The sequence below is a fragment of the Vagococcus sp. genome, from assembly GCF_052102835.1.
Classification (GTDB): Bacteria; Bacillota; Bacilli; order Lactobacillales; family Vagococcaceae; genus Vagococcus.
On the sequence record NZ_JBQEIL010000009.1, the window covers coordinates 75,147 to 95,420 of the forward strand.

Below are 20,274 nucleotides of genomic sequence, written 5' to 3' on the forward strand. Positions count from 1 at the left end.
TCCTTTTTGCTCCTAATTTGTAGCTAGTTAGGAGCTTTTTTTTAAAACTAAAACGGCCACTGAATAGAAGGGCCGTTTTAGTTTGTTTTTATTTAAAGTAATGTTTCAATAATGAGACGAATATTTAATAAAGTTAATAGAATCGCGCAGAGCCAACCTAATCCAGCGACCCATTTGGAATTTTTAAATCGTTTTCCCATAATTTTTTCAGAACTTGTAAAGTAAACGAGGGGGATCATGGAGATGGGTAAAGCAATACTTAAAAAAACTTGCGAATAAATCAGAAGATTATCGAGCGCTGTTTCATTTCCTCCAAAATAAAGAGTGCAAAGAAAAACAGGGATAACTGAGAGTAGTCGGGTGATGATTCGTCGAGCCCAACTTGGAATTTTCATATGAATGAAACCTTCCATGACGACTTGGCCAGTTAAAGTACCTGTAATTGTGGAGTTTTGGCCAGAGGCGAGTAAGGCCACTGCGAAAAGGGTACTTAGAACAGGACTAGCGACAGCTCCCGCAATGGACGAATCTTGTAAGGCATAATAAAGTGAAGAAAAAGTTCCCAGTTTTTCGCTGTGCCCAAAAAAGAGAGCACTACCCAGGATTAAAAGTAAACAGTTAATAATAAAAGCGAGTGATAATTGAATGTTAGAATCCCATGTAGCGAAACGAACCGCATTAGCGACGTGTTCTTCATCGTTTCTTTTAAACTTTCTTGTTTGGGAAATCGAAGAGTGAAGATAGAGATTATGTGGCATCACGGTAGCCCCAACGATACCTAAAGCCATGGTCAATTGCCCGTGATTTAAGATTTGTTTTTGAGGAATAAATCCCTTAAATAAAGCGGGTAAATTAGGTTGTGCCAAGATAACTTCATAAGCGAAGACAAGCATAATGACAGTCACAAGTGTCATGACAATGGCCTCAATTTTACGAAAACCAAGTTTCATTAAAAGGAGGAGCAATAAGACATCGAAGATTGTTAAGGTGACACCAATAATTAAAGGAATTCCAAAAAGTAAGTTTAAGGCAATTGCCCCGCCAATGACCTCAGCGATATCAGTGGCCATAATCGCTAACTCGGTCACAATCCATAAAATAATCCCGACTCTTTTTGACGTATGTTTTCTCGTAGCTTGAGCTAAGTCCATATGTGTCACAATCCCGAGTTTGGCTGCCATATACTGAAGTAACATAGCGATCAAACTTGAGATTAAAATAATCGACATGAGGAGATAACCGTATTTTGCCCCACCCCCAATTGAGGTGATCCAGTTTCCGGGATCCATATAGCCAACTGCAACGAGAGCGCCAGGGCCAGAAAAAGCTAACAGATTTTTCCAAAAACTTTTAGAATCAGGTACATCAACGGTATTATTGATTTCTTCTAAACTGGGTCCATTGATCGATTGAATGAGCGTTCCCTGTTTTTTTTCTTTCATAACAAAACCTCCTTTTAGGTAGACCTAAACTAATTAAATGTTACGCCTAAAACGAATAAGAGTCAATCATAAATAACAAAAAACTTTAATCAATAGAATGGAAAATTGATTAAAGTTTAATTTTATTAAGTGAAAGCGCCACCGAAGTATAGAAGGATAAGGCCAATCACAGCAATGAAAGTTCCCCAAAAGATTTGACTAAACATACTATGATCACCAAAAAAAACTCGAAGTAAAATGAATTTTTTACCAAACGCAAATATCAGAGCACCAAGAGCGAACAAGATAATTCCAATCGTCACTATAAAATTGGTTTCTATATTAAATCCTCCTTTTCAATTTAGTATCATTAGTTTAACTTAAACAGGACAAGTCCACAATTGAGCTTGCAGAGTGAAAGGACTTATTTTTATCAATTCATAATTGCTAGGCTGTTGGTTTAATTATACAATGAAGCAAGATAAAATAAAAAGATAAAGAATAATAAGAAGTGAGGTCAGCAGATGCTAGAAAAACAAACGATCAAGACATCAATAGAAGTTGCAACATTATTTAATGTTTTAGAAAAAATTTGGCGTGAGGTTTTTACACCAATTATCGGTGAAAAACAAGTCGATTATATGATGGAACACTATCAATCAAAAGCCGCTATTCAGGGTGAAATTGAAGCAGGCGCACAGTATTTTTTATTATTTAGTAACGGGAAACCGGTGGGATATACGGCTTACGAAGAAACCGCAGAACAAATTTATATTAGCAAATTATACTTAGCAGCGAATAGTCGTGGTAAAGGATTATCGAGTGCAGTATTTGATTGGTATGAAGAGTTAGGTAAAGGGAAAACACTTCACTTGAATGTGAATCAAGGGAACCAATTAGCGATTGCAGTTTATGAGCATCGAGGTTTTAAACAAGTTGGAGAGCGTTATGTTGATATTGGTGAGGGTTTTGTTATGAATGATTTTATTTACGAAAAAGAAATGAGATAAAGTGAATAGAGAAGAGGGATACAGATGAAGGTTATTTTAGATTTGGATACTGGCATTGACGACGCTTTAGCAATCGCCTATACATTAGGGCAAAAGAAGTTTGATTTAATTGGAATTACAACTTTATTTGGAAATGTGACGGTTGATTTAGCTGTTAAAAATACCTTAGCGATTTTGGATATTTTAGGCTTTTCGTTTATTCCTGTTTATCGAGGTGCGAGTCATCCATGGGGGACGAGTGGTTACGAAACATCAGAACATTTATTTCAAATTCATGGTTACAATGGTCTAGGAAATGTTGAATTGCAGCAATCGGCTCGAAAAGAAGAAGATTTAACTGCGGTTGATTTTTTGATTCAAGCGGCAGAAAAATATGGCTCTGATTTAATTTTAGTGACAGCTGGCCCTTTAACTAATTTAGCAGAGGCTTTGAAAAAAGCGCCGGAGAGTATTAAGAAAATTGGTAAAATTGTAACGATGGGAGGAGCAGTCACACTGAGGGGGAATGTAACCCCGCATGCGGAAGCGAATATTTTTAATGATGTTCAGGCGGCAGCGTATTGTTTTAATCAACGACTACCCTTGACTTTAGTCGGGCTAGATGTGACTTTAAAAACAATGATTACTGGAGCGGATATCTGTTCATGGTTACAGTCGGATAATGAAGCGAGTCGAGCATTTGTTGATTTTTCCAATTATTATTATACTAATGAATATGGTGATGCCACAATCGGAGGGGCATTGCATGATCCTTTAGCCGTTGCAATAGCACTTCATCCTGAATGGTTGACTCAAAGTATTCAGCTACCATTAATGGTTGATATTTCTGAAGTTGCTTATGGTCGAACGAGTTCTAATCCTGATTTTTTAATGGAACCAAACCCTTGGATTCAAGTGGCTTTAGATGTTAATACACAAAAATTTGTTCCTCATTTTATTACGACTCTTGAGAAAGTCTTGGCAGAAAGTTCGTTAGCTAAATAAAAAAAGAAATCGTTGTTGATTTATTATGAAACCCTAAGAACAATAGCTGATAGATTCTCTTTTTAAAAGGGAAGTCATCTTGTTTTATAAAAAAAATGACGTATAGTATAAAGTAAAGTTGCCAAAGGAGGTTCCTCGATGGAATTAACTGAACTAATCGGAACAATCGAAAAATTTAAACCATTAAATGAACAAGAAAAAGTGGATCAAGCTTTTATTTTACATGAGCTAAAAACGAATCCTTTCGTTTTTTTAAGATCAAGTTTAGCCGTTCATGTGAGTGCATCTGCTTGGGTAGTTAATGAAACACGTGATAAAGTATTGATGATTTATCACAATATTTATGATACATGGGCATGGTTAGGTGGACATGCTGATGGAGATCCAGACCTATTACAAGTCGCTCTTAAAGAAGTTCAAGAAGAAAGTGGCTTAACTAAAATCAGGCCAGTGATTACAGATATTTTTTCTTTAGAAGTTTTAACAGTCGATGGGCATGAGAAAAATGGTCACTATGTTTCTTCTCACTTACATTTAAATGTGACTTACTTAATAGAAGCTGATGAAGAAGAAGAGGTTCAAATCAAACCGGATGAAAATAGTGGGGTGGCATGGTTTCCATTAGAAGAAGCATTAGTTGTTTCGAGTGAAGAGTGGTTTAAAAAACGAATTTATCCAAAAATGAAAATAAAATTAAATGAGTTAAAAGAAGAGAAAAAAGGTTAATGAGACTGGTTTTTTTAGGAAGTATCGATTATGATTGAGTTAAATGATTAATAATAAAGGAGTGTTTAATGTGGTTGCAACCGAACAAGAAGCTTACGAATTAATTAAAGAATTAGATCTTGAGTACAAAGCATATGAACATCCTCCCATTACATCAGTGCGAGAGATGCCTTATGAATTTGATAGTCCGTTAGTTAAAAATTTGGTTTTAAAAGCTAAGAAAGGCAAGAAGATTTATTTAGTAATTTTACCTCGGGAAAAACAGGCCGATTTAAAAAAAATAGCGGAAGTCCTAGATGAAAAAAGACTTTCTTTTTTATCCGAAGAATCGTTATTGGACATTTTAAAGGTTCCAGCAGGTACTGTAACTCCATTTGCTTTACCGAATGACAAGGAACATCAGCTTACGGTTGTTTTAGATCGCGACATTGATCAAGAAGATACGGTTGGGTTCCATCCTAATGTCAATACGGCAACGTTAATTATTCCGTTTAAAGAGCTTTTAAGAATGCTTGAACATTTAAATTATGACCCTATTTTTATTCGAGTGTAAGACTTAATTTTTTTAAAGGAGTGTTTACTTATGGCGGCGACAGAACAAGAGGCCTATGATTTGTTAACGAAGTTAGCTATTCAGTATGAAGCAGTTCATCATCCTCCTATCACATCAGTCATTGACGTTCCTTATGAATTACCAGGCCCTCAAGTTAAAAATTTAGTGTTAAAGTCGAAAAAAGGCAAGCGTCTATATTTAGTAATCTTACCTGATGAAAAAAAAGCCGATTTAAAAGCACTAGCTGAACAATTAGAAGAAAAACGTTTGTCTTTTGTATCGGAAGAAACTCTAGTTGAGGTTTTAAATATTCCAGCAGGAACAGTAACCCCACTTGCTTTATCGAATGATAGTGGTAAAAAAGTGACGGTTGTTTTAGATCAATCGATTGATCGAGAAGACACAGTCGGCTTTCATCCGAATGTTAATACGACAACCTTAATTATGCCTTTTAAAGAATTTGAACGACTACTGACGCATTTAGGCTATGACCCTATTTTTATTAAACTATAATAGCTCAAGTGGCTAATTATACCTGTTAATTAAGAGCGATCGTAGTGAAAGTATTAATGAAAAGTGAGGAATTAAAGGATGAAAAAAGTAAATGTTTATGAAGCAAAAGAATTAATGAATGGTGGGTGTAATGCTTGCCCAACCGTTGAAACAGCCTTTTATCATGTTGAAATCAATGGCATTAGACGTCCGTTAGAGCAACTGGATGTGATGTCTTTAATAACAGCATTATCTTTAGCAGAAGGATATGAGCAGCACCAAGAATACGATGTTATGGAAGATTACGATGTTTTTAAAAAAGGACCACAATCGATTTCAATCCATGAAGTATTAAATGAGTGGGAGTTTGTATCAGGAACGAAGCATAAAAAAGTTTTTAAAAGCTATCCAACGCCGGCTGAATTATTTATAATCGTTAATGAATTATTAGTAGATTATTTTGAGCTAGACCCCAAAGAGTTTATCTTACTTGTAGAATGAAGGACCTTTAAAGTTAGAGCCGCGCTCTAACTTTTTTAGGCTAGTAGGAAAACAAACGCTGATGTTCAATAATGGTATAATTAAAACAAAAGTAGTATAATAAATAAATAGTAAAGGGAGGGATTAATATGGCTGAAAAAAGAGTGGATTGGTCATCGTTATTACTAGGTATCTTATTTATTATTGTTTCGTTACTATCTTTTAGAGATCCAGTCGGAGATTTGGTTGCGATTGCCTTTGTTTTTGGTGTTTTTGCTATTGTTAAGGGCATTTTTGAATTATTTTTAAGAAATAAAGTGAAAAAATTTACAGGAATTCAGCTCCGCTATCCAATTGTTATTGGAATTATTGATATTATTATTGGGGTTTTCATCCTATTTAATATTCAAGCGAGTGTCATGGCATTGCCTTTTGTTTTTGCCATCTGGTTTTTAGTAGATTCGCTTTATGGTTTAATGTCAGCAGGAACGGCGAAAGTCGTTAGCAATGGTTATTATTGGTTTATTATCTTTATCAATATCATCGGTATTATTGTTGGGATTATGTTATTTATGAACCCGATAACAGCAGCTTTAACATTAAGTTTTTTAGTTGGTTTTTACTTTATGATGTTTGGAATTTTAGAAATTGTTTACGCTTTTCGTTAATAAGATAAATAAAGCGAGACTAGCCTTTTGGGTTAGTCTCGCTTTGTTATTGTCTAATTTAATTCATTGAAAAGATAAAGACTGAACTCTAGTGCTAGTGAAGGTTCTTTTTCATCAAGAGAAATCATAAGGAGTTGCTCAATCTTTTTAAGCCGTTGCATTAACGTGTTACGGTGAACATGTAATTCTTTAGCAGCGAGTGAACGGTTTCGTTGTGTTTGGAAATAAGTAGAAAGAGTCTGAACATAATCTGTTTTATAAAGTTGGTCATGTGCTAATAGTGGACTTAAAAAGTTAGTAATAAAGGCTTGACGGCTTTCTTTTGATAAATAATTTTCGAGTAGCTGATTAAAGCGAATATCTTGATAAAAAACAATCGAAGGAACTCGGTGCCCTCTGAGTTGTTTTTTGGTAATTGAGTGAATGATTTGTTTGTTTTCCTCGTAACTATTACTAAGTGCTTTGACGTTAGTTCGCGCCGAACTAATGGCTAGTAAAAAATCAAGATTTGGATATTGTTGTTTGAGTTTATTTAAAAGAGATTGAGCAATTCGAAGCTGTTCTTTTTTTAAAAGTTGTGGTTCTTGTTCTTGATTTTCGATAATAAAAATAAAAGAATCGCGATAATCAATACATAAAATTTTTTCTTTATAGCCACCTATCAAATAATTAAGATAATAAAAAATTTGGTTAGCTTTTTCTTTTTTTAATTTTGGAGCATTAAGTTTTAAACGTAAGGTCATTAGTGTATAAGTTCCATCAATGTCGAGTTGATAGTGGGAACAAAAGTCATGGATATCTTGAGTTGATCTTGATTTTTTCTTGACCAAGTCAAAGAATAAGAAATGCCTTTCCTCCGAAACAATTTTATTTTTTAATTGTTCTAATTGTAATTGAGGTAGGAGGTATTGAGACGTAAGTTTAATATGTAATAAATTTTTTGGCGATAGTTTAGTCATAGTATTCCAGGTGATTAGGTAATAGAACACACGATTTTCTTTGAGAATAGGATAAATTCGTAAAGGGATTTTTTTAGTTTTAAGAACAACATCAAGAGCGAAAGGCCCTTGATAGAAGCGAAGGAGTTCTGGCATTTTATAGGTTAATTGTTGTTTAAAAGATTGTTCATCGGTTTCTTTAGCAAGCGTGTCAGAAATTCGAATTTTATTTTGTGATAAATCATAAGAGTGAGTGAAATTGAGTTGTGAATCTAAAATTAAAATAGGATTATTGATTTTTTGCGCTAGGTTTTCGATTAGAATTTGGCTATTGGCACCTTGTTCGACAAGCGAATAGATTTGTTGATGTAGATAGGCTTCTTCAGTTGAAATATTGAAAGTATCATTTCGAAGTTGTTCATTGATAAATCCCGAGATTTCAGAAAAAGTATAATGATAAGGAATCGCGATAATCGGTAAATTTATTTTATCGGCTAATTGAATGAGTTCTTTAGGAACTTCTTCAAAATAACGCTGAATTTTGAAACCAATCCCAGCGCCATTTTGTTTAACTAATTCAATCAGCATTTCTTTTTGTAAGGATGGTTCATTTTTAAAAGCATAGCCCGTAGTGAGTAATAATTCACCAGGGCCCAACCAATCAAGAATTCCAGGATTTTCTAAAACATTGACGGATAAAATAGAATTATCGGTTTTATGATGTCCGGCAACTAAAGTTAGACCAGGAAACTGGCTATGTTGAAGTAAATCTTGAATAGTTAACAGATAAATCCCCCCTATGTGCAACCTGCCCATTGTCATACAGTTTTTTTGTTGTTACTGTCAATTGTTATTTTTTTTATAAAATGTACACTTAAGGTGTCTTTAACAACTGAAAGGATGGTTAAGTTTATGGCTATTTTGCAATATGATCAAGAGTTGTGTCGACCGACTCTTTCAGGTCAGCTTGTGTGTTATCAGGAATTTGATCATTCTGCTAATTATGGTTTTAAAGGACACCAAGAAATCTTGCTGACGTTAACAACCTATTCCCATGCGATTGCTCCACGTACAATTATACTGGATAATCGGAGTTTTAGAAAGTTTGTTGGCCGAGCGATTTACCTCAGTTCGGAAGGTTTATCGTTAGAAAAAAGTGGGAGGGTGACTGACTCGTTCATTCCAGAGAGTGCTTGGCTGTGTTTACCGATCACAAAGTTACCAAAAAATGAAAGCGCTTATTATTTTTTAGGTTGGCTGGAAAAAAGAAACTTACTTGATGAGCAAAGTATTTTTCTTAAAAGTGAGCGAAGCATGTCTCTTTTTGAAGAACAGTCCCGTTTTTTAATTGGCCAAATTTTAGAAGAGGTTCAGTGTGCTTGGCATTTTCGAGATGAACAACAGGTGGTGGAACATCTAGGGAAATTACTTGGTCTTGGAGTAGGGCTTACTCCAACAGGTGATGATGTTTTGACAGGAATCTTGGCAAGTTATTTCGCCTCAACGCAACAATTATCAAGCTTAGGTCAATTAGAACAGCTAATCAAATTAAAAACAAATATGGTCAGTGAAGCTGAACTTTCAGAAGCGCTTCAAGGTCGGTTTGCTCAAACCATTCAAACTGTTTTTCAAGCGATTCGCTCGGAAAATGAAATCCTTATTAAGGAAGCCGTTAACCAATTAAGAAAGATTGGTTCTACTTCCGGCTCAGATTTACTAGCTGGAATTATTTTTGGATTAAAACTATTTATATAAAGGAGAGTAACTATGGCAATTCATACAATTATTAAAGAAAATACTTATTTTGATTCGGTGACACTAATGACAATTTCAACGCGTGCTAATGAGATAGAGGCTGTTAAAACAGCGATGGTTGGTATGGGAACCGATATGAATATCGAAGTGATTCGGAATGTTGGTCTATATACTGATTTATTAGATAATGTGACAACAGGTGATTTAATGATTGTTGCTGATATTGAAGACACTGCCAATACTGATGAGATTTTAGCAGAGATTGATGAATTGTTTATCAAGAAGAAATCAAGCTCTGACGAAGAGGTCGTTTATAAGACATTGTCAAGTGCCTCAAGCCAACATCCAGAGAGTAATATGGTTGTTATTTCTGTCAATGGTCAGTTTGCTTATCGTGAAGCAAACCAAGCCTTGGATCAAGGCAAACATGTCATGTTATTTAGTGACAATGTTTCACTTGAACAAGAAAAAGCTTTGAAAGAAAAAGCTCATGCACAAGAATTATTCATGATGGGGCCTGACTGTGGAACAGCAATTATAAATGGTGTTGGCCTTTGCTTTGCTAATCAGGTGAGAACGGGAGATATTGGAATTGTTGGGGCTTCTGGAACTGGGAGTCAAGAAGTAAGTGTCCAAATTCATAAGCACGGTTACGGTATTTCACAATTAATTGGAACAGGAGGGCGTGATCTTTCTGTTGAAATTGGTGGTCAAATGATGCTTGATGGGATTGATGCATTAATTAAAGATGAACAGACAAAAGCAATCTTATTGGTTTCAAAACCACCTGCAAAAGAAGTAGAAGCTAAAATATTGAAAAAATTAACAGAAACAAGTAAGCCCGTTGTTATTTATTTTATTGGAAGTGATATGGAAGTTAGTGACTTAGAAAATGTTGTTTTTGCAAACTCTTCACTTGATGCTGTTGAAAAGGTGATTGAATTTAGTCAAAAGCCTCGTCAGGCACAAACTCTTTATACAGAACCTTCTACTGAAGAGCTTAATGTAACGATTGGAAAATTAAAACCAGAACAAAAATATGTTCGTGGCTTATTTGGAGGAGGGACACTTTGTGATGAATTATTATATTCTGTGATAGCGGAGGCGCCTGATGCTGTTTACAGTAATAATCATCCAAATGAAACTTATCAGTTAGGCTATGCTGAAAAAAGTAAACAACATACGATTCTTGATTTTGGTGGCGATGAATTTACAGAAGGTCGTCCACATCCGATGATTGACCCAAGTTCACGAAATCAACGCTTGATTGAAGAGGCGCGTGATCCAGAAGTTGCAGTGATCGCATTAGATTTTGAGCTAGGTTATGGTTCTCATGAGGATCCTGTGGGAGTTGCTACGGAAAGTATCCAAGAGGCCCAACGAATTGCCGTAGAAGCAGGTCGGGAATTGCTTATTGTTGCTTATGTTTTAGGGACAGAAGAAGATACTCAAAATATAATCGAACAACGTCAGAAATTACTAGATTTAGGTGTGTTAGTGATGGATAGCAACCATGCATTATGTGATGTAACAACAAAAATAATTAAAGGGGCGTAAAGTGATGACAAAACGTAATGATTTATTTAATTCAACTTTAGAAACAATTAATGTTGGGATTGAGTTTATTAACGATGATTTAAAATCACAAGGAGTAAGTTCGCATCAGGTTCAATGGTCACCCCCAGCAGGTGGCGATGCATCATTATTACTATTATTAGATCAATTAAATGAGCCAGGTGTTCGTGAAAAAATCGAAGCAGCTAACAAAGAAGCCGTTGAACGGATTATTCAATCCAAACCGATGCTGGTTGGTTATGAAAAAGCAATCGATGTGATTCCTAATCTGACGAAAAAACAATTATTCATGCTGGGCCTCCAATTGATTATGCAAAGATGTGTGGTCCAATGCAAGGTGCCATTCAAGGAGCTTTAATTTTTGAAGAACTAGCAACCACACTTGAAGAAGCTGACCAGCTGGCACGCTCGGGAGAAATTACTTTTTCACCTTGTCATGAGCATGACACAGTAGGCTCAATGGCAGGAGTTACCTCAGCAAGTATGTTTGTACATGTTATAAAAAACGAAACATACGGTAACGTTGCATTTACTAACTTAAGTGAACAGTTGGCTAAAGTTTTACGTTTTGGTGCGAATGACCAAACGGTAATTGACCGTTTGATTTGGATGCGTGACGTAATGGGGCCAATGCTGAGAGATGCGATGAAACTTAAACCAGAAGGTATTGATTTACGCTTGATGTTAGCTCAAGCTCTGCATATGGGAGATGAGTGTCACAACCGTAATGTGGCGGGTACGACCTTGTTAATCCAAGCTTTAACTCCGTATATTGTACAAACAGACTATACAAAAGAACAAATGAAAGAAGTGTTTGATTTTGTTGGCAGTTCGGATTACTTCTCTGGACCTACCTGGATGGGAATGGCTAAATGTGCGTTAGACGCAGGCCATAATATTGAAAACAGTACCGTTATAACAACAATGTGTCGTAATGGTGTTGATTTCGGTATTCGTGTGAGTGGTATTGGTGGAAATCAATGGTTTACAGGACCAGCACAACAAGTGATTGGACCAATGTTTGGTGGCTATACACAAGCGGATGCAGGCTTAGACATGGGAGATAGTGCAATCACTGAAACGTATGGTTTTGGTGGGTTTGCAATGGCTGCAGCTCCAGCGATTGTTCCATTAGTTGGAGGAACGGTAGCAGAAGCTTTAAATTATTCAACTGAGATGAATGAAATAACCACAGAAAACAATCCAAATGTGACGATTCCAGTATTGGACTTTATGGGAACACCAACAGGGATTGATGTTTTGAAAGTAATGGAGACAGGTATGCTACCTATTATTAATACAGCGATTGCTCACAAAGATCCAGGGATTGGTATGATTGGAGCTGGTTTAACTCATCCTCCAGTGAATGTCTTTTCCGAAGCATTAGAGGCATTAGCTGAAAAAATAAAGGCTTAAGATTAAATTTTTAAGCTTTAGGCTGAGGTGAAGTGAATTGGATAAACATAAACGAACAAAAAATGATTATCTATCATTAGGTGTCAAACTATTATTAGCCTTATTAATTTATTTAGGGATGAATCATATTCGCAACGTGAGTGCTTATTTTCCATATGAGGAAGTTGTTGCCAATGTGAACTCAAGTTTATATTATAAAACGATTTATTTTATTATGAGCTTTTCAGAGGGTGAGTTTTACGGTGGAGTCATGACAACTTTGTTTTTATTAATAGGTTCAGTTGTTGCCTGGTTACTCTATCGTAAAAACTCTAAGTGGCAAGGCTTTCCGATTGCTCAAGGTTCTGGGCTATGGCCTTGGATTTTAGCTTCTCAAATGCTGTCTTTATTTTTAACCATTTATGTGTTTGATTTTACGAGATTCTTTTCTGCAGAAGTTAACTGGTTACCTGTTTTTATTGTCGTTGTAGGAACCCCGCCTGCATTGACACTAGTGTATGGTGGCGGTTGGAAGAAATTATTGACTATCTCAGGCTTGAGTGCTCTTCTAACGTTTCCTTTTGCCCATTGGTTAAATAACTATATTATTCCGCCTTTAAATTTACCAGGTATGGTTTCAAACGTAGCGACGATGGCATTTGTAGGTTTCATTGTTTCAGCTATTTGTCGCCAGTTGCCTTGGATGACGATTTCGCAAGCCCCGATTGCGATTGAAAGAGCTAAAGCCCCAATGAAGGAAGAGGATACTTTAAGTTTTAGCTGGTCTATTCGTCGAACATTCGCCGATTTTTCAGAGGCATGGTTTTATGGAAATGAATGGATTGGCTTGGCAGTGTTAATAGGTGTTTTACTTGATTGGTTATTGAATATTGAACATATAAATAATGGGTCAGGTATGATTCCAAATATTGTAATGGGACAAATGATTGCATCAGCGGTTGGTATTTTCCTTTATCGGCACCGCTTTACAGATGAAGGCTGGTATCCTACTTTTATGCCGCTTGTGAGTACTGTTCCAGGCGTGATTTTGATGGCAGGAGGAGGTTTTTGGTTTTCGATTATTGTGGGTGTCTTATCAGGTGTTTTTTCGGCCCCAGTTGGCGATTACATTGCAAAAAGACTGCCAGCCTATGTTCCTAAAGCCGTTGGGTTTGTTTCTGGAATGACCATTGTGACAATAATGGTGTCTGTTATCATGCAAGCTTTTATTTAAGCAAACAACCTCCTTTTTGATTTCTAACGAAAGGGAGGTTGTTTCTATTTTTATAAGGGATAATAATTGATGACAATCGCTTTAATGGGGAACGACCCTAGATTTTGGTAGGTATGGGGCGTCTCTGCTTTGAAAGAAATGGCTTCATTTGCCGAGAGTGTTAACGTTTGTTCGTTGGTTGTTAGCGTCAAAGTTCCTTCTAAGACCATGAGATACTCATCAGATTTTTTAGAATGCCCAATGGAGGTGTAATTGGCCTCTAAATCCATTTCAACTTGAAAGAGCTCAAAATTCCGATCAATCGTGTCCGAATAATAGCAAAAAACACGATAACGATCATTATCAGCAGACTGGTAAAGGGTTTTTTCTTTAGAAACGATGGTTGGTTTAGGCTTATCTTTTTCTTCTAATAAATAGGTATAGGGGATATTTAAACCGTCACAAATTTTCCAAATGGTGTTAATGGTTGGATTAGTATCGCCTTTTTCGATTTGTGAGAGCATTCCTTTGCTAATTCCTGTTAATTGAGTTAATTGATCTAGAGTCAACTGGCGCTCATTTCTGATTTCTTTTAAGTTAAGTGCAATAATTTTTGTGATGTTCATTCAATCACTCCTTAAATTAGATTGACAAGCGAACGAAAAGTATTTAGACTAAACTTGTGTTCTTTATATTGAACATCTGTTTTTTCTAGCAAATTTATTATATCTGAAAAACTACCAGTAGGGCAACCAATTTTATTTACATTTTATTTTTTGTTAAGGGGAGAAGATATAATGAATGGAGATTTAGATGTAAAGGCAGCGGCAAAAGAAACATTACCCACTGTTTTTGGTTATATTGGGATTGGGGTTGCTTTCGGTGTCGTTGGTCATGCTTCGGGGTTAAGTCCGTGGCTTATTTTATTGATGACAATTGTTGTCTATGGAGGCTCTGCTCAGTTTATTACGGTTAGTATGCTAGCCAGCCATAGTCCTTTCCTATCGATTGTTTTTTCAACATTTTTAGTCAATTCACGTATGATTTTGATGAGCATGACTTTAGCACCTTATTTTCAAACACTAAGTTTAAAAAGAAATTTGTGGTTGGGAACGTTATTAACAGATGAAAGTTTTGCGTTAGGCATGAACAAGCTAAATTTTACCAATCGTAAACTTAGTTTTGCTTGGCTAAATACATCCAATTTAATTTCGTATAGTACCTGGGTTCTATCTTCATTTTTGGGCGCAATTTTGGGTAATTTTATAACTAGTCCTGAAAAATTAGGGTTGGATTTTGCATTATTAGCGATGTTTATTGGTTTGTTAATTTTACAAATTATTTCTGATCGTAAGTTAAACTTTAATTTACAGTTAACGTTAGTGGCAGTGACGTTTGTTTTAATTTATATTGGCCTTATTTTTATACCAATGAATTTATTAATTGTTTTAGTCACATTAGTTGGTTGTGGGATAGGAATGGTGATCAAACATGCCTTCTATTAATTTTGTCATTTTAACGATTTTTGGTTGTGGGTTGGCAACATGGCTGTCACGAGTCTTACCTTTCTTCTTACTAAAAAAATTTACGTTATCAGAAAAACTCATTGAATTTTTAAGTTTTGTTCCCGTTGTGATTATGTCAGCGTTATGGTTTAGTGGCCTTTTTGAGCAAAACTTGGGCCATTTACCCAAAATAAATGTTCCAGAACTATTAGCCTCGATACCAACGGTGATTAGTGCTGTTATCTCTAAAAATTTATTAGTCATCGTTTTAGTTGGAATGATTTCTTTAGCAGTCTTACGTTTGGTAGGGTTAGGCTAAAATTCCAAACAGAGGTAGACGAAAGCCTTTTGAACGTTTATGATAAAGGATGTTATCTCAAAGAGAGACAAACAAGTTAAGTAATCAATATTTTGGATGAGGAAAGGTTTAATAGTATGAATAAAAAAGAATTGATGGCAACATTGGAGATTCCTTCAACTGTTTTTAAAGAATTAATGGAACAAGGCATGCCAAGCAAAGATAATTTAGGTAAGGAGTTCAATCTTGAAGAAGTCACTAATTGGCGAAATGAACAAAGTGCACCCATTTTAAATTATTTCAAATTAGGAAAATCATATGATAATGTAACGATTTCTGATAAATTCAAGTGCTCAATTCAATCTAAAATCAGACGCTCACATGCGACAAACTCTTTGGTTTTATTTTTAGATCACTTTGACTCGCCTTATCATGATTATTGGCGCCGAGGTAAATTATTATTCTCAGGTATGGGATTGAATAAAGATCAAAAAATAAGTAAAGCACCTAATAAAACATTGGCAAATTCGCAAAAAAATAAAGTTGAAATTCACTTGTTTGAACGTCTTAGTCAAGAAGAAACAGGCCAATATATTTATTCTGGTCGTATGGAGTTACTTAATTCGCCTAAACGTGTTAAAGAAGGCGAACATTTTATTTTTAGATTTAAATTAAAACCAGTTGATATGTAAAAAAAGTTCTGACTTAACGCACTAGCGTGTTAAGTCAGAACTTTTTTCTTTTTTATGTTATTGATTAGCTGAAGCCAATAGCCACAGCAATCATAATGAAGATCGTTCCTAATAAGAATAAGAACCCTTGCATTTTTATTTGGAACTTAGCCCATTTAGCCCAGTCAATCCCAGCCACACCTAAAACGCCAATTAAACTAGCGGAAACAGGAGTAAAGGCATCAACAAAGCCAGCACCTAATTGATAGGCTAATACAGCAATTTGACGTGAAACGCCTACTAGATCAGCTAAAGGAGCCATAATCGGCATAGTTAGAGCCGCTTGACCAGAGTTTGAAGTCACGACTAGGTTAAATAAACTTTGGAAAATATACATAAACCAAGCACCTAAGAATTTTGGAACAGAAGATAAGACAGACCCCATACTGTTTAAAATAGTATTTAAAGCAGAGGGAACACTAGCATCTGCACCACCTAGGACAAGTAAAATTCCTTTTGCCATTCCGACGACAATGGCTGTCCCAGCTAAATCAGCTGCCCCTGATTGAAAAGAAGAGGCAATATCGTTAACGGTCATATCATTTAATTTAAAAATAACAGCAATAATCCCAGCAGCAAGTCCCATTACAAAGAATTGAGAAGCAATTTCAGGGATGTAGTAGCCTTTTTGAGTAACGCCCCAAATAATCCAAACTAAAACAGCCAACATTTCTAAAAGGACAAGTTTATGTCCAATTGTAAAAGCAGGTCTTTCTTCATCTGTTTTTGCAATTCGATCTCTAAACTTAGCATCGGTTGTATAAGTTAGTGAACTTGTTGGGTTTTTTCGAATTCGTTCTGCATAAAACATGGTATAGGCAGCAGCAGCAGCGGTAATAACAACCCACATAATCAGCCTAAACGTTGCTCCTGAAAGAACAGGAATTCCGGCAATTCCTTGAGCGACAGCGACACTAAAAGGACTCATCCATGAGGCTGCATTCCCAACTTGGGAGGCCACATAGGTGACGGTGACGGCAACAATCGAATCATACCCTAAAGCGATAACGAAAGGAACCATAACCATTGAAAAAGGAATAACCTCTTCTGCCATACCAAACGTTGCCCCACCAAATGAAAAAGTGAAAAAGACTAAAGGAATGGCGAGTCGTTCTAATCCTTTTACTTTATGAATAAAAGCAAAAATTCCAGCATCGATAGCTCCTGTTTTCATAATAATACCAAAAGCTCCACCAACTACTAGGATTAACGCAGCAATTCCGACTGCAGAACCATATTTGTCACCTGAGACGAGCCCTTCAAATACGAAATTTAAAAAACCGAAACCATTAAAATCTTCAGTTCCCCAAAATTTAGCGGTTTTATGTAGCTTTTTAGAAGTGTCATAAATTTTAAGACCGTATTCTTCATATAAGACATCATCAGTGAGAGCAATTTCATCAAGACTTTCTTGTGTCAATTTACTTTCGCCAGCGTCAACAACTTTCGCTAGCTCCTTTTTAGGAACGTCTAATTCTTTCAATTTCTTTGGATCCGACTGTAAATCTTCCAGTTGATCAAAGACAAACGATTTATTCATAGCGTAGGAATAGCGGAAGGAATCTTGTTTTAAAACAGTTCGGGTACTGATTTCCCCAGTTTCATTTTTATACTGAATATCTTCCGTACTAAATCTTCCGGCAGGAACCAGAAATGTGAGAATCCAAGCAAAAACAACCACACAAAAAATAATGACATAAGTATGAGGAGTTTTCATCTTGGTTAAATCTCTTTTTTTCTTTTTCGATTGGGACGCATCATCCATTTTTACCTCTTCCTTTCTGACATGAAAACGATAATACATTTGTTTTCTTAACTGGTATTGTATCATAATCACTAAAAATTGTTGTGAAGTATTAGTCATTTGTGTTATTAAAACACAAAGTTGGAATTTTCTGTTAATTGTGTCTCTTGCGTTTGTTTAACGCTCATTAAACATATTAAATAAACCTTTATTAAAACAAGTTTATAAAGGTTAATGTTCGTGTTTTATTTCTATACCAATTAAAATATAAATATTCTTTCTTTAAAAATAAACCTATTCAATACACATTATAATTGACTTTAATGCGTTTTCAAAAAAAAGAGAGGGAACGTAAAACAGCCTACCTACTAAAAAAGACAAATAATATTTAAATGTTCACAAGTAATGTTAAGTACGAATGTTAAGAAGGTCACAAGCTATGAAAATAAATAATTGACTTTCATTTGACGTAACGAGACTTGTTGACAACCTAATAAGAGTAAGCTATATTATGTGGCATCGATACCGGAAAAAAAAGGACTTATGGGAGGAAATAGCAATGAAAAGAATAAAGCAAATTGCACAAGAAGCACACCTATCTGAGAAATCTGTAATCAAATACTTTAAAATGTCTAGTTATTTAACAGATAAAAAAAGACAAGTCATTGAAAAAACCATGAAATCATTAGATATTACTTTTGAAGAACTTAGACAAAAAGTGGTTGAAAATGAAGCGCAACAGGTAGGAAAGTTAACGATTGGTTTACTTGTTAGAGATTTAAGTGAAGTTGGTATTCTTGAAACGGTTGAAAAAATTGAAAACAAAGCGAAAAGTTATGACTATCAAGTATTATTGATGCAAACGAAAGGAGACAAAGAATTAGAACTTAATTTTTTAAGTCTTCTTCAACAAAATATTATTTCTGGTGTCATCATGTGCACAATGGATAATCATTGGGATTTGATTGAAAACTATCAAGAATTTGGTCCTATTGTTTGTTGTAGTCAACATGTTCCTTTAACTGAACATGCTCAGTTTGTTTCGGGTGAAGATGAAGGGTCACCTTTTTTTGAACAGGTAGTTAAAATCGAAAGTGATGAAGTTGTTTACGCGATGTTGACTGAAAAGTTAGCAGATGAAAAACATGTCAATGGTTGGGATTTAGAAGAGTTAGAGGGTTTCTTTGGAATGGAAAGCCTACCTATTGTGAAAACTATTTTAGAAAAGCGCTCAGATAATTTACCGAAAATAGTGTTAACAATGGGAGAAGAAGCAACTGAAAAAATTAGCCAAGAGCTTCTCATCCAAGGACAACGTGTTCCTGAAGATATTGCGGTAATCGATATGCTGGATTCAAAAAATGAAGACTATTCGATTATTACCTTACCGACATTATCCTTAACGGAAACAGCGCTTGATAGCATGGACCATCTATTGAAAGAGAGACAGGTTCAAATGTATCAGTTGTTTAATCATATGTTCGTTAGACACATTATCTAAAAATAAAAACGTATTATTAGCAAGGTTCTATTGCTGATAATACGTTTTTTTCGAAAGGGCTTTCTAAGCAATTAAGTTATCAAAATAAAAAGTTTATGTTATTGTTAAGATGATTTTTATCGAATTTAATATTTTTTGTGATAGAGGTAACAATCTATCGGGGATAGGTTGGTTATTCACCATATTTTACAAAACTTTGAAACAAAAGATGATTAAAAATAAGTAGTGGGGATAGGAAATATGGTAACGATTAAACAAATAGCACAGGAAGCTGGGGTTTCTAAAAGTACAGTTTCACGATATCTTAATCAGGGATATGTGAGTCATGAAACGGCTCAAAAAATAGCAACTATTGTAAAAAAGTATAATTATGTACCGAATTCATTTGCAAGAAATTTAAAATCAGAAAAAAGTACTTATGTAGGTGTGGTGATACCAAGGATGGACTCACCTGCTGTTATGGAGATGTTAGACGGTATCGATCAAGATTTACGTGACCGGGGGTTACAAATTTTAATAGCAAATACTGACTTAGTTGTGAAACGTGAAATTGAAAGTATGTATCATTTGATTCAAAATAATGTAGCGGGCATTATTGTTTTAACAGCACAAATCACAAAGGAACATTGTCGTGTGGCTAAACGATTTCCGGTTCCAATTGTTTTTGTCGGTCAGTCGAGTGATCACGTTTATACGGTTAATCATGATAATTTTTTAGCAGGTCAACAATTGGTAGAAGAAATACTACCTTATAATCATAAAAAAATTATGTATTTGGGTGTAAGTGAGCGTGACGTTTCTGTGGGGATTGAACGACGAAATGGCGTTGTTGAAACTTACGGTGAGGCTGGTATTGCAGTTGAGGAAGTGAAGACCACTTTTCGTATGAAAGATGTGTATAATTTAGGAACGCGTCTTTTGAAGAAAGAAACGGCCACTTTATACATCGCTGCGACAGATCAAATTGCTACTGGACTTTATCATGCTTGTAATGATTTAGGAATTAAGATTGGCCAAGATGTTTCTATTGCTAGTTTCGGTGGTTATGGGATGAGTAGCCATCTTTTTCCATTGTTGACGACAGTTGACTTGCAACATCATTTAGTTGGTAAAAAAGCAGCGGATTTTTTATGTCAACGAATGGGTTTGAAAAAAAGCCCTCAACAAATTGAAATTGAAACATCTGTAAGGATGGGACGCAGTGTTGGAATCGTAGTTTAGAGCATAAAGGAGGCTGACCCAAAAGTCTCTTGAATAAACACAAAAGGAACAAAATCTTTTTTGA

General features: G+C 35.4%; 19 protein-coding genes and 1 pseudogene. 16 read left to right on the top strand and 4 right to left on the bottom strand.

Annotation, left to right across the window (positions count from 1 at the left end):
* Nucleotides 1-92: 92 nt before the first annotated feature.
* Complete coding sequence (locus ACTJFD_RS09490) at nt 93-1,442, bottom strand: Nramp family divalent metal transporter (RefSeq protein ID WP_442261208.1); 1,350 nt, start codon at nt 1,440-1,442, stop codon at nt 93-95.
* Nucleotides 1,443-1,945: 503 nt separating this feature from the next.
* On the opposite strand from ACTJFD_RS09490, the gene ACTJFD_RS09495 reads away from it, so the two are divergent.
* The 7 genes from ACTJFD_RS09495 to ACTJFD_RS09525 all read left to right on the top strand — a co-directional run bounded on the left by ACTJFD_RS09495 (nt 1,946) and on the right by ACTJFD_RS09525 (nt 6,334).
* Nucleotides 1,946-2,431, top strand: a complete 486-nt coding sequence (locus ACTJFD_RS09495) for a GNAT family N-acetyltransferase (RefSeq protein WP_442261210.1) — start codon at nt 1,946-1,948, stop codon at nt 2,429-2,431.
* Between the two features lie 24 nt (nt 2,432-2,455).
* Nucleotides 2,456-3,415, top strand: a complete 960-nt coding sequence (locus tag ACTJFD_RS09500; protein ID WP_442261211.1) for a nucleoside hydrolase — start codon at nt 2,456-2,458, stop codon at nt 3,413-3,415.
* A gap of 138 nt (nt 3,416-3,553) precedes the next feature.
* Nucleotides 3,554-4,141: an NUDIX hydrolase gene (locus tag ACTJFD_RS09505; protein WP_442261212.1), complete on the top strand. Its 588-nt coding sequence runs from the start codon at nt 3,554-3,556 to the stop codon at nt 4,139-4,141.
* 43 nt (nt 4,142-4,184) lie between these two features.
* On the top strand, nt 4,185-4,694 hold the full coding sequence (locus ACTJFD_RS09510) for a YbaK/EbsC family protein (protein ID WP_442261214.1): 510 nt from the start codon (nt 4,185-4,187) through the stop codon (nt 4,692-4,694).
* A gap of 30 nt (nt 4,695-4,724) precedes the next feature.
* Entirely contained in the window at nt 4,725-5,207 is a 483-nt protein-coding gene (locus tag ACTJFD_RS09515; protein WP_442261215.1) for a prolyl-tRNA synthetase associated domain-containing protein, read from the top strand.
* 78 nt (nt 5,208-5,285) lie between these two features.
* On the top strand, nt 5,286-5,687 hold the full coding sequence (locus tag ACTJFD_RS09520) for a DUF4809 family protein (RefSeq protein ID WP_442261217.1): 402 nt from the start codon (nt 5,286-5,288) through the stop codon (nt 5,685-5,687).
* Between the two features lie 128 nt (nt 5,688-5,815).
* Nucleotides 5,816-6,334 (top strand): HdeD family acid-resistance protein, encoded by a 519-nt coding sequence (locus tag ACTJFD_RS09525; protein WP_442261219.1) that lies wholly within the window; start codon nt 5,816-5,818, stop codon nt 6,332-6,334.
* Nucleotides 6,335-6,387: 53 nt separating this feature from the next.
* On the opposite strand, the gene ACTJFD_RS09530 is transcribed toward ACTJFD_RS09525, so the two are convergent.
* On the bottom strand, nt 6,388-8,079 hold the full coding sequence (locus ACTJFD_RS09530; RefSeq protein ID WP_442261221.1) for a PucR family transcriptional regulator: 1,692 nt from the start codon (nt 8,077-8,079) through the stop codon (nt 6,388-6,390).
* 105 nt (nt 8,080-8,184) lie between these two features.
* Between ACTJFD_RS09530 and ACTJFD_RS09535 the strand changes: the two genes are divergently transcribed.
* From ACTJFD_RS09535 to ACTJFD_RS09550, 4 genes and pseudogenes are all read left to right on the top strand, one after another.
* Nucleotides 8,185-9,027: a DUF2877 domain-containing protein gene (locus ACTJFD_RS09535; RefSeq protein ID WP_442261222.1), complete on the top strand. Its 843-nt coding sequence runs from the start codon at nt 8,185-8,187 to the stop codon at nt 9,025-9,027.
* 12 nt (nt 9,028-9,039) lie between these two features.
* A complete protein-coding gene (gene fdrA / locus ACTJFD_RS09540; protein WP_442261224.1) occupies nt 9,040-10,584 on the top strand; it encodes an acyl-CoA synthetase FdrA in 1,545 nt (514 codons plus the stop codon).
* A gap of 4 nt (nt 10,585-10,588) precedes the next feature.
* Nucleotides 10,589-12,018 (top strand): annotated as a pseudogene (locus tag ACTJFD_RS09545) (DUF1116 domain-containing protein).
* A gap of 37 nt (nt 12,019-12,055) precedes the next feature.
* Nucleotides 12,056-13,231 carry a hypothetical protein gene (locus tag ACTJFD_RS09550; RefSeq protein ID WP_442261225.1) on the top strand — a complete coding sequence of 392 codons (1,176 nt, stop codon included), beginning with the start codon at nt 12,056-12,058 and terminating at the stop codon, nt 13,229-13,231.
* Between the two features lie 50 nt (nt 13,232-13,281).
* Here ACTJFD_RS09550 and ACTJFD_RS09555 read toward each other — a convergent pair whose 3' ends face one another.
* The gene (locus tag ACTJFD_RS09555; protein ID WP_442261227.1) at nt 13,282-13,836 is read right to left on the bottom strand and encodes a helix-turn-helix domain-containing protein; all 555 of its coding nucleotides are present in this window, start codon (nt 13,834-13,836) and stop codon (nt 13,282-13,284) included.
* A gap of 171 nt (nt 13,837-14,007) precedes the next feature.
* On the opposite strand from ACTJFD_RS09555, the gene ACTJFD_RS09560 reads away from it, so the two are divergent.
* From ACTJFD_RS09560 to ACTJFD_RS09570, 3 genes are all read left to right on the top strand, one after another.
* Nucleotides 14,008-14,715: an AzlC family ABC transporter permease gene (locus ACTJFD_RS09560; RefSeq protein WP_442261229.1), complete on the top strand. Its 708-nt coding sequence runs from the start codon at nt 14,008-14,010 to the stop codon at nt 14,713-14,715.
* On the top strand, nt 14,702-15,034 hold the full coding sequence (locus ACTJFD_RS09565) for an AzlD domain-containing protein (RefSeq protein WP_442261231.1): 333 nt from the start codon (nt 14,702-14,704) through the stop codon (nt 15,032-15,034). The genes ACTJFD_RS09560 and ACTJFD_RS09565 overlap by 14 nt, the downstream gene beginning before the upstream one ends.
* A 116-nt stretch (nt 15,035-15,150) precedes the next feature.
* Nucleotides 15,151-15,705 (top strand): restriction endonuclease, encoded by a 555-nt coding sequence (locus ACTJFD_RS09570; RefSeq protein ID WP_442261232.1) that lies wholly within the window; start codon nt 15,151-15,153, stop codon nt 15,703-15,705.
* 64 nt (nt 15,706-15,769) lie between these two features.
* On the opposite strand, the gene yfcC is transcribed toward ACTJFD_RS09570, so the two are convergent.
* A complete protein-coding gene (gene yfcC / locus ACTJFD_RS09575) occupies nt 15,770-17,509 on the bottom strand; it encodes a putative basic amino acid antiporter YfcC (protein WP_442261234.1) in 1,740 nt (579 codons plus the stop codon).
* Nucleotides 17,510-18,047: 538 nt separating this feature from the next.
* Between yfcC and ACTJFD_RS09580 the strand changes: the two genes are divergently transcribed.
* Nucleotides 18,048-18,989 (top strand): hypothetical protein, encoded by a 942-nt coding sequence (locus ACTJFD_RS09580; protein ID WP_442261235.1) that lies wholly within the window; start codon nt 18,048-18,050, stop codon nt 18,987-18,989.
* A 240-nt stretch (nt 18,990-19,229) separates the two neighbouring features.
* On the top strand, nt 19,230-20,210 hold the full coding sequence (locus ACTJFD_RS09585) for a LacI family DNA-binding transcriptional regulator (RefSeq protein WP_442261236.1): 981 nt from the start codon (nt 19,230-19,232) through the stop codon (nt 20,208-20,210).
* The last annotated feature ends 64 nt before the right edge of the window (nt 20,211-20,274 follow it).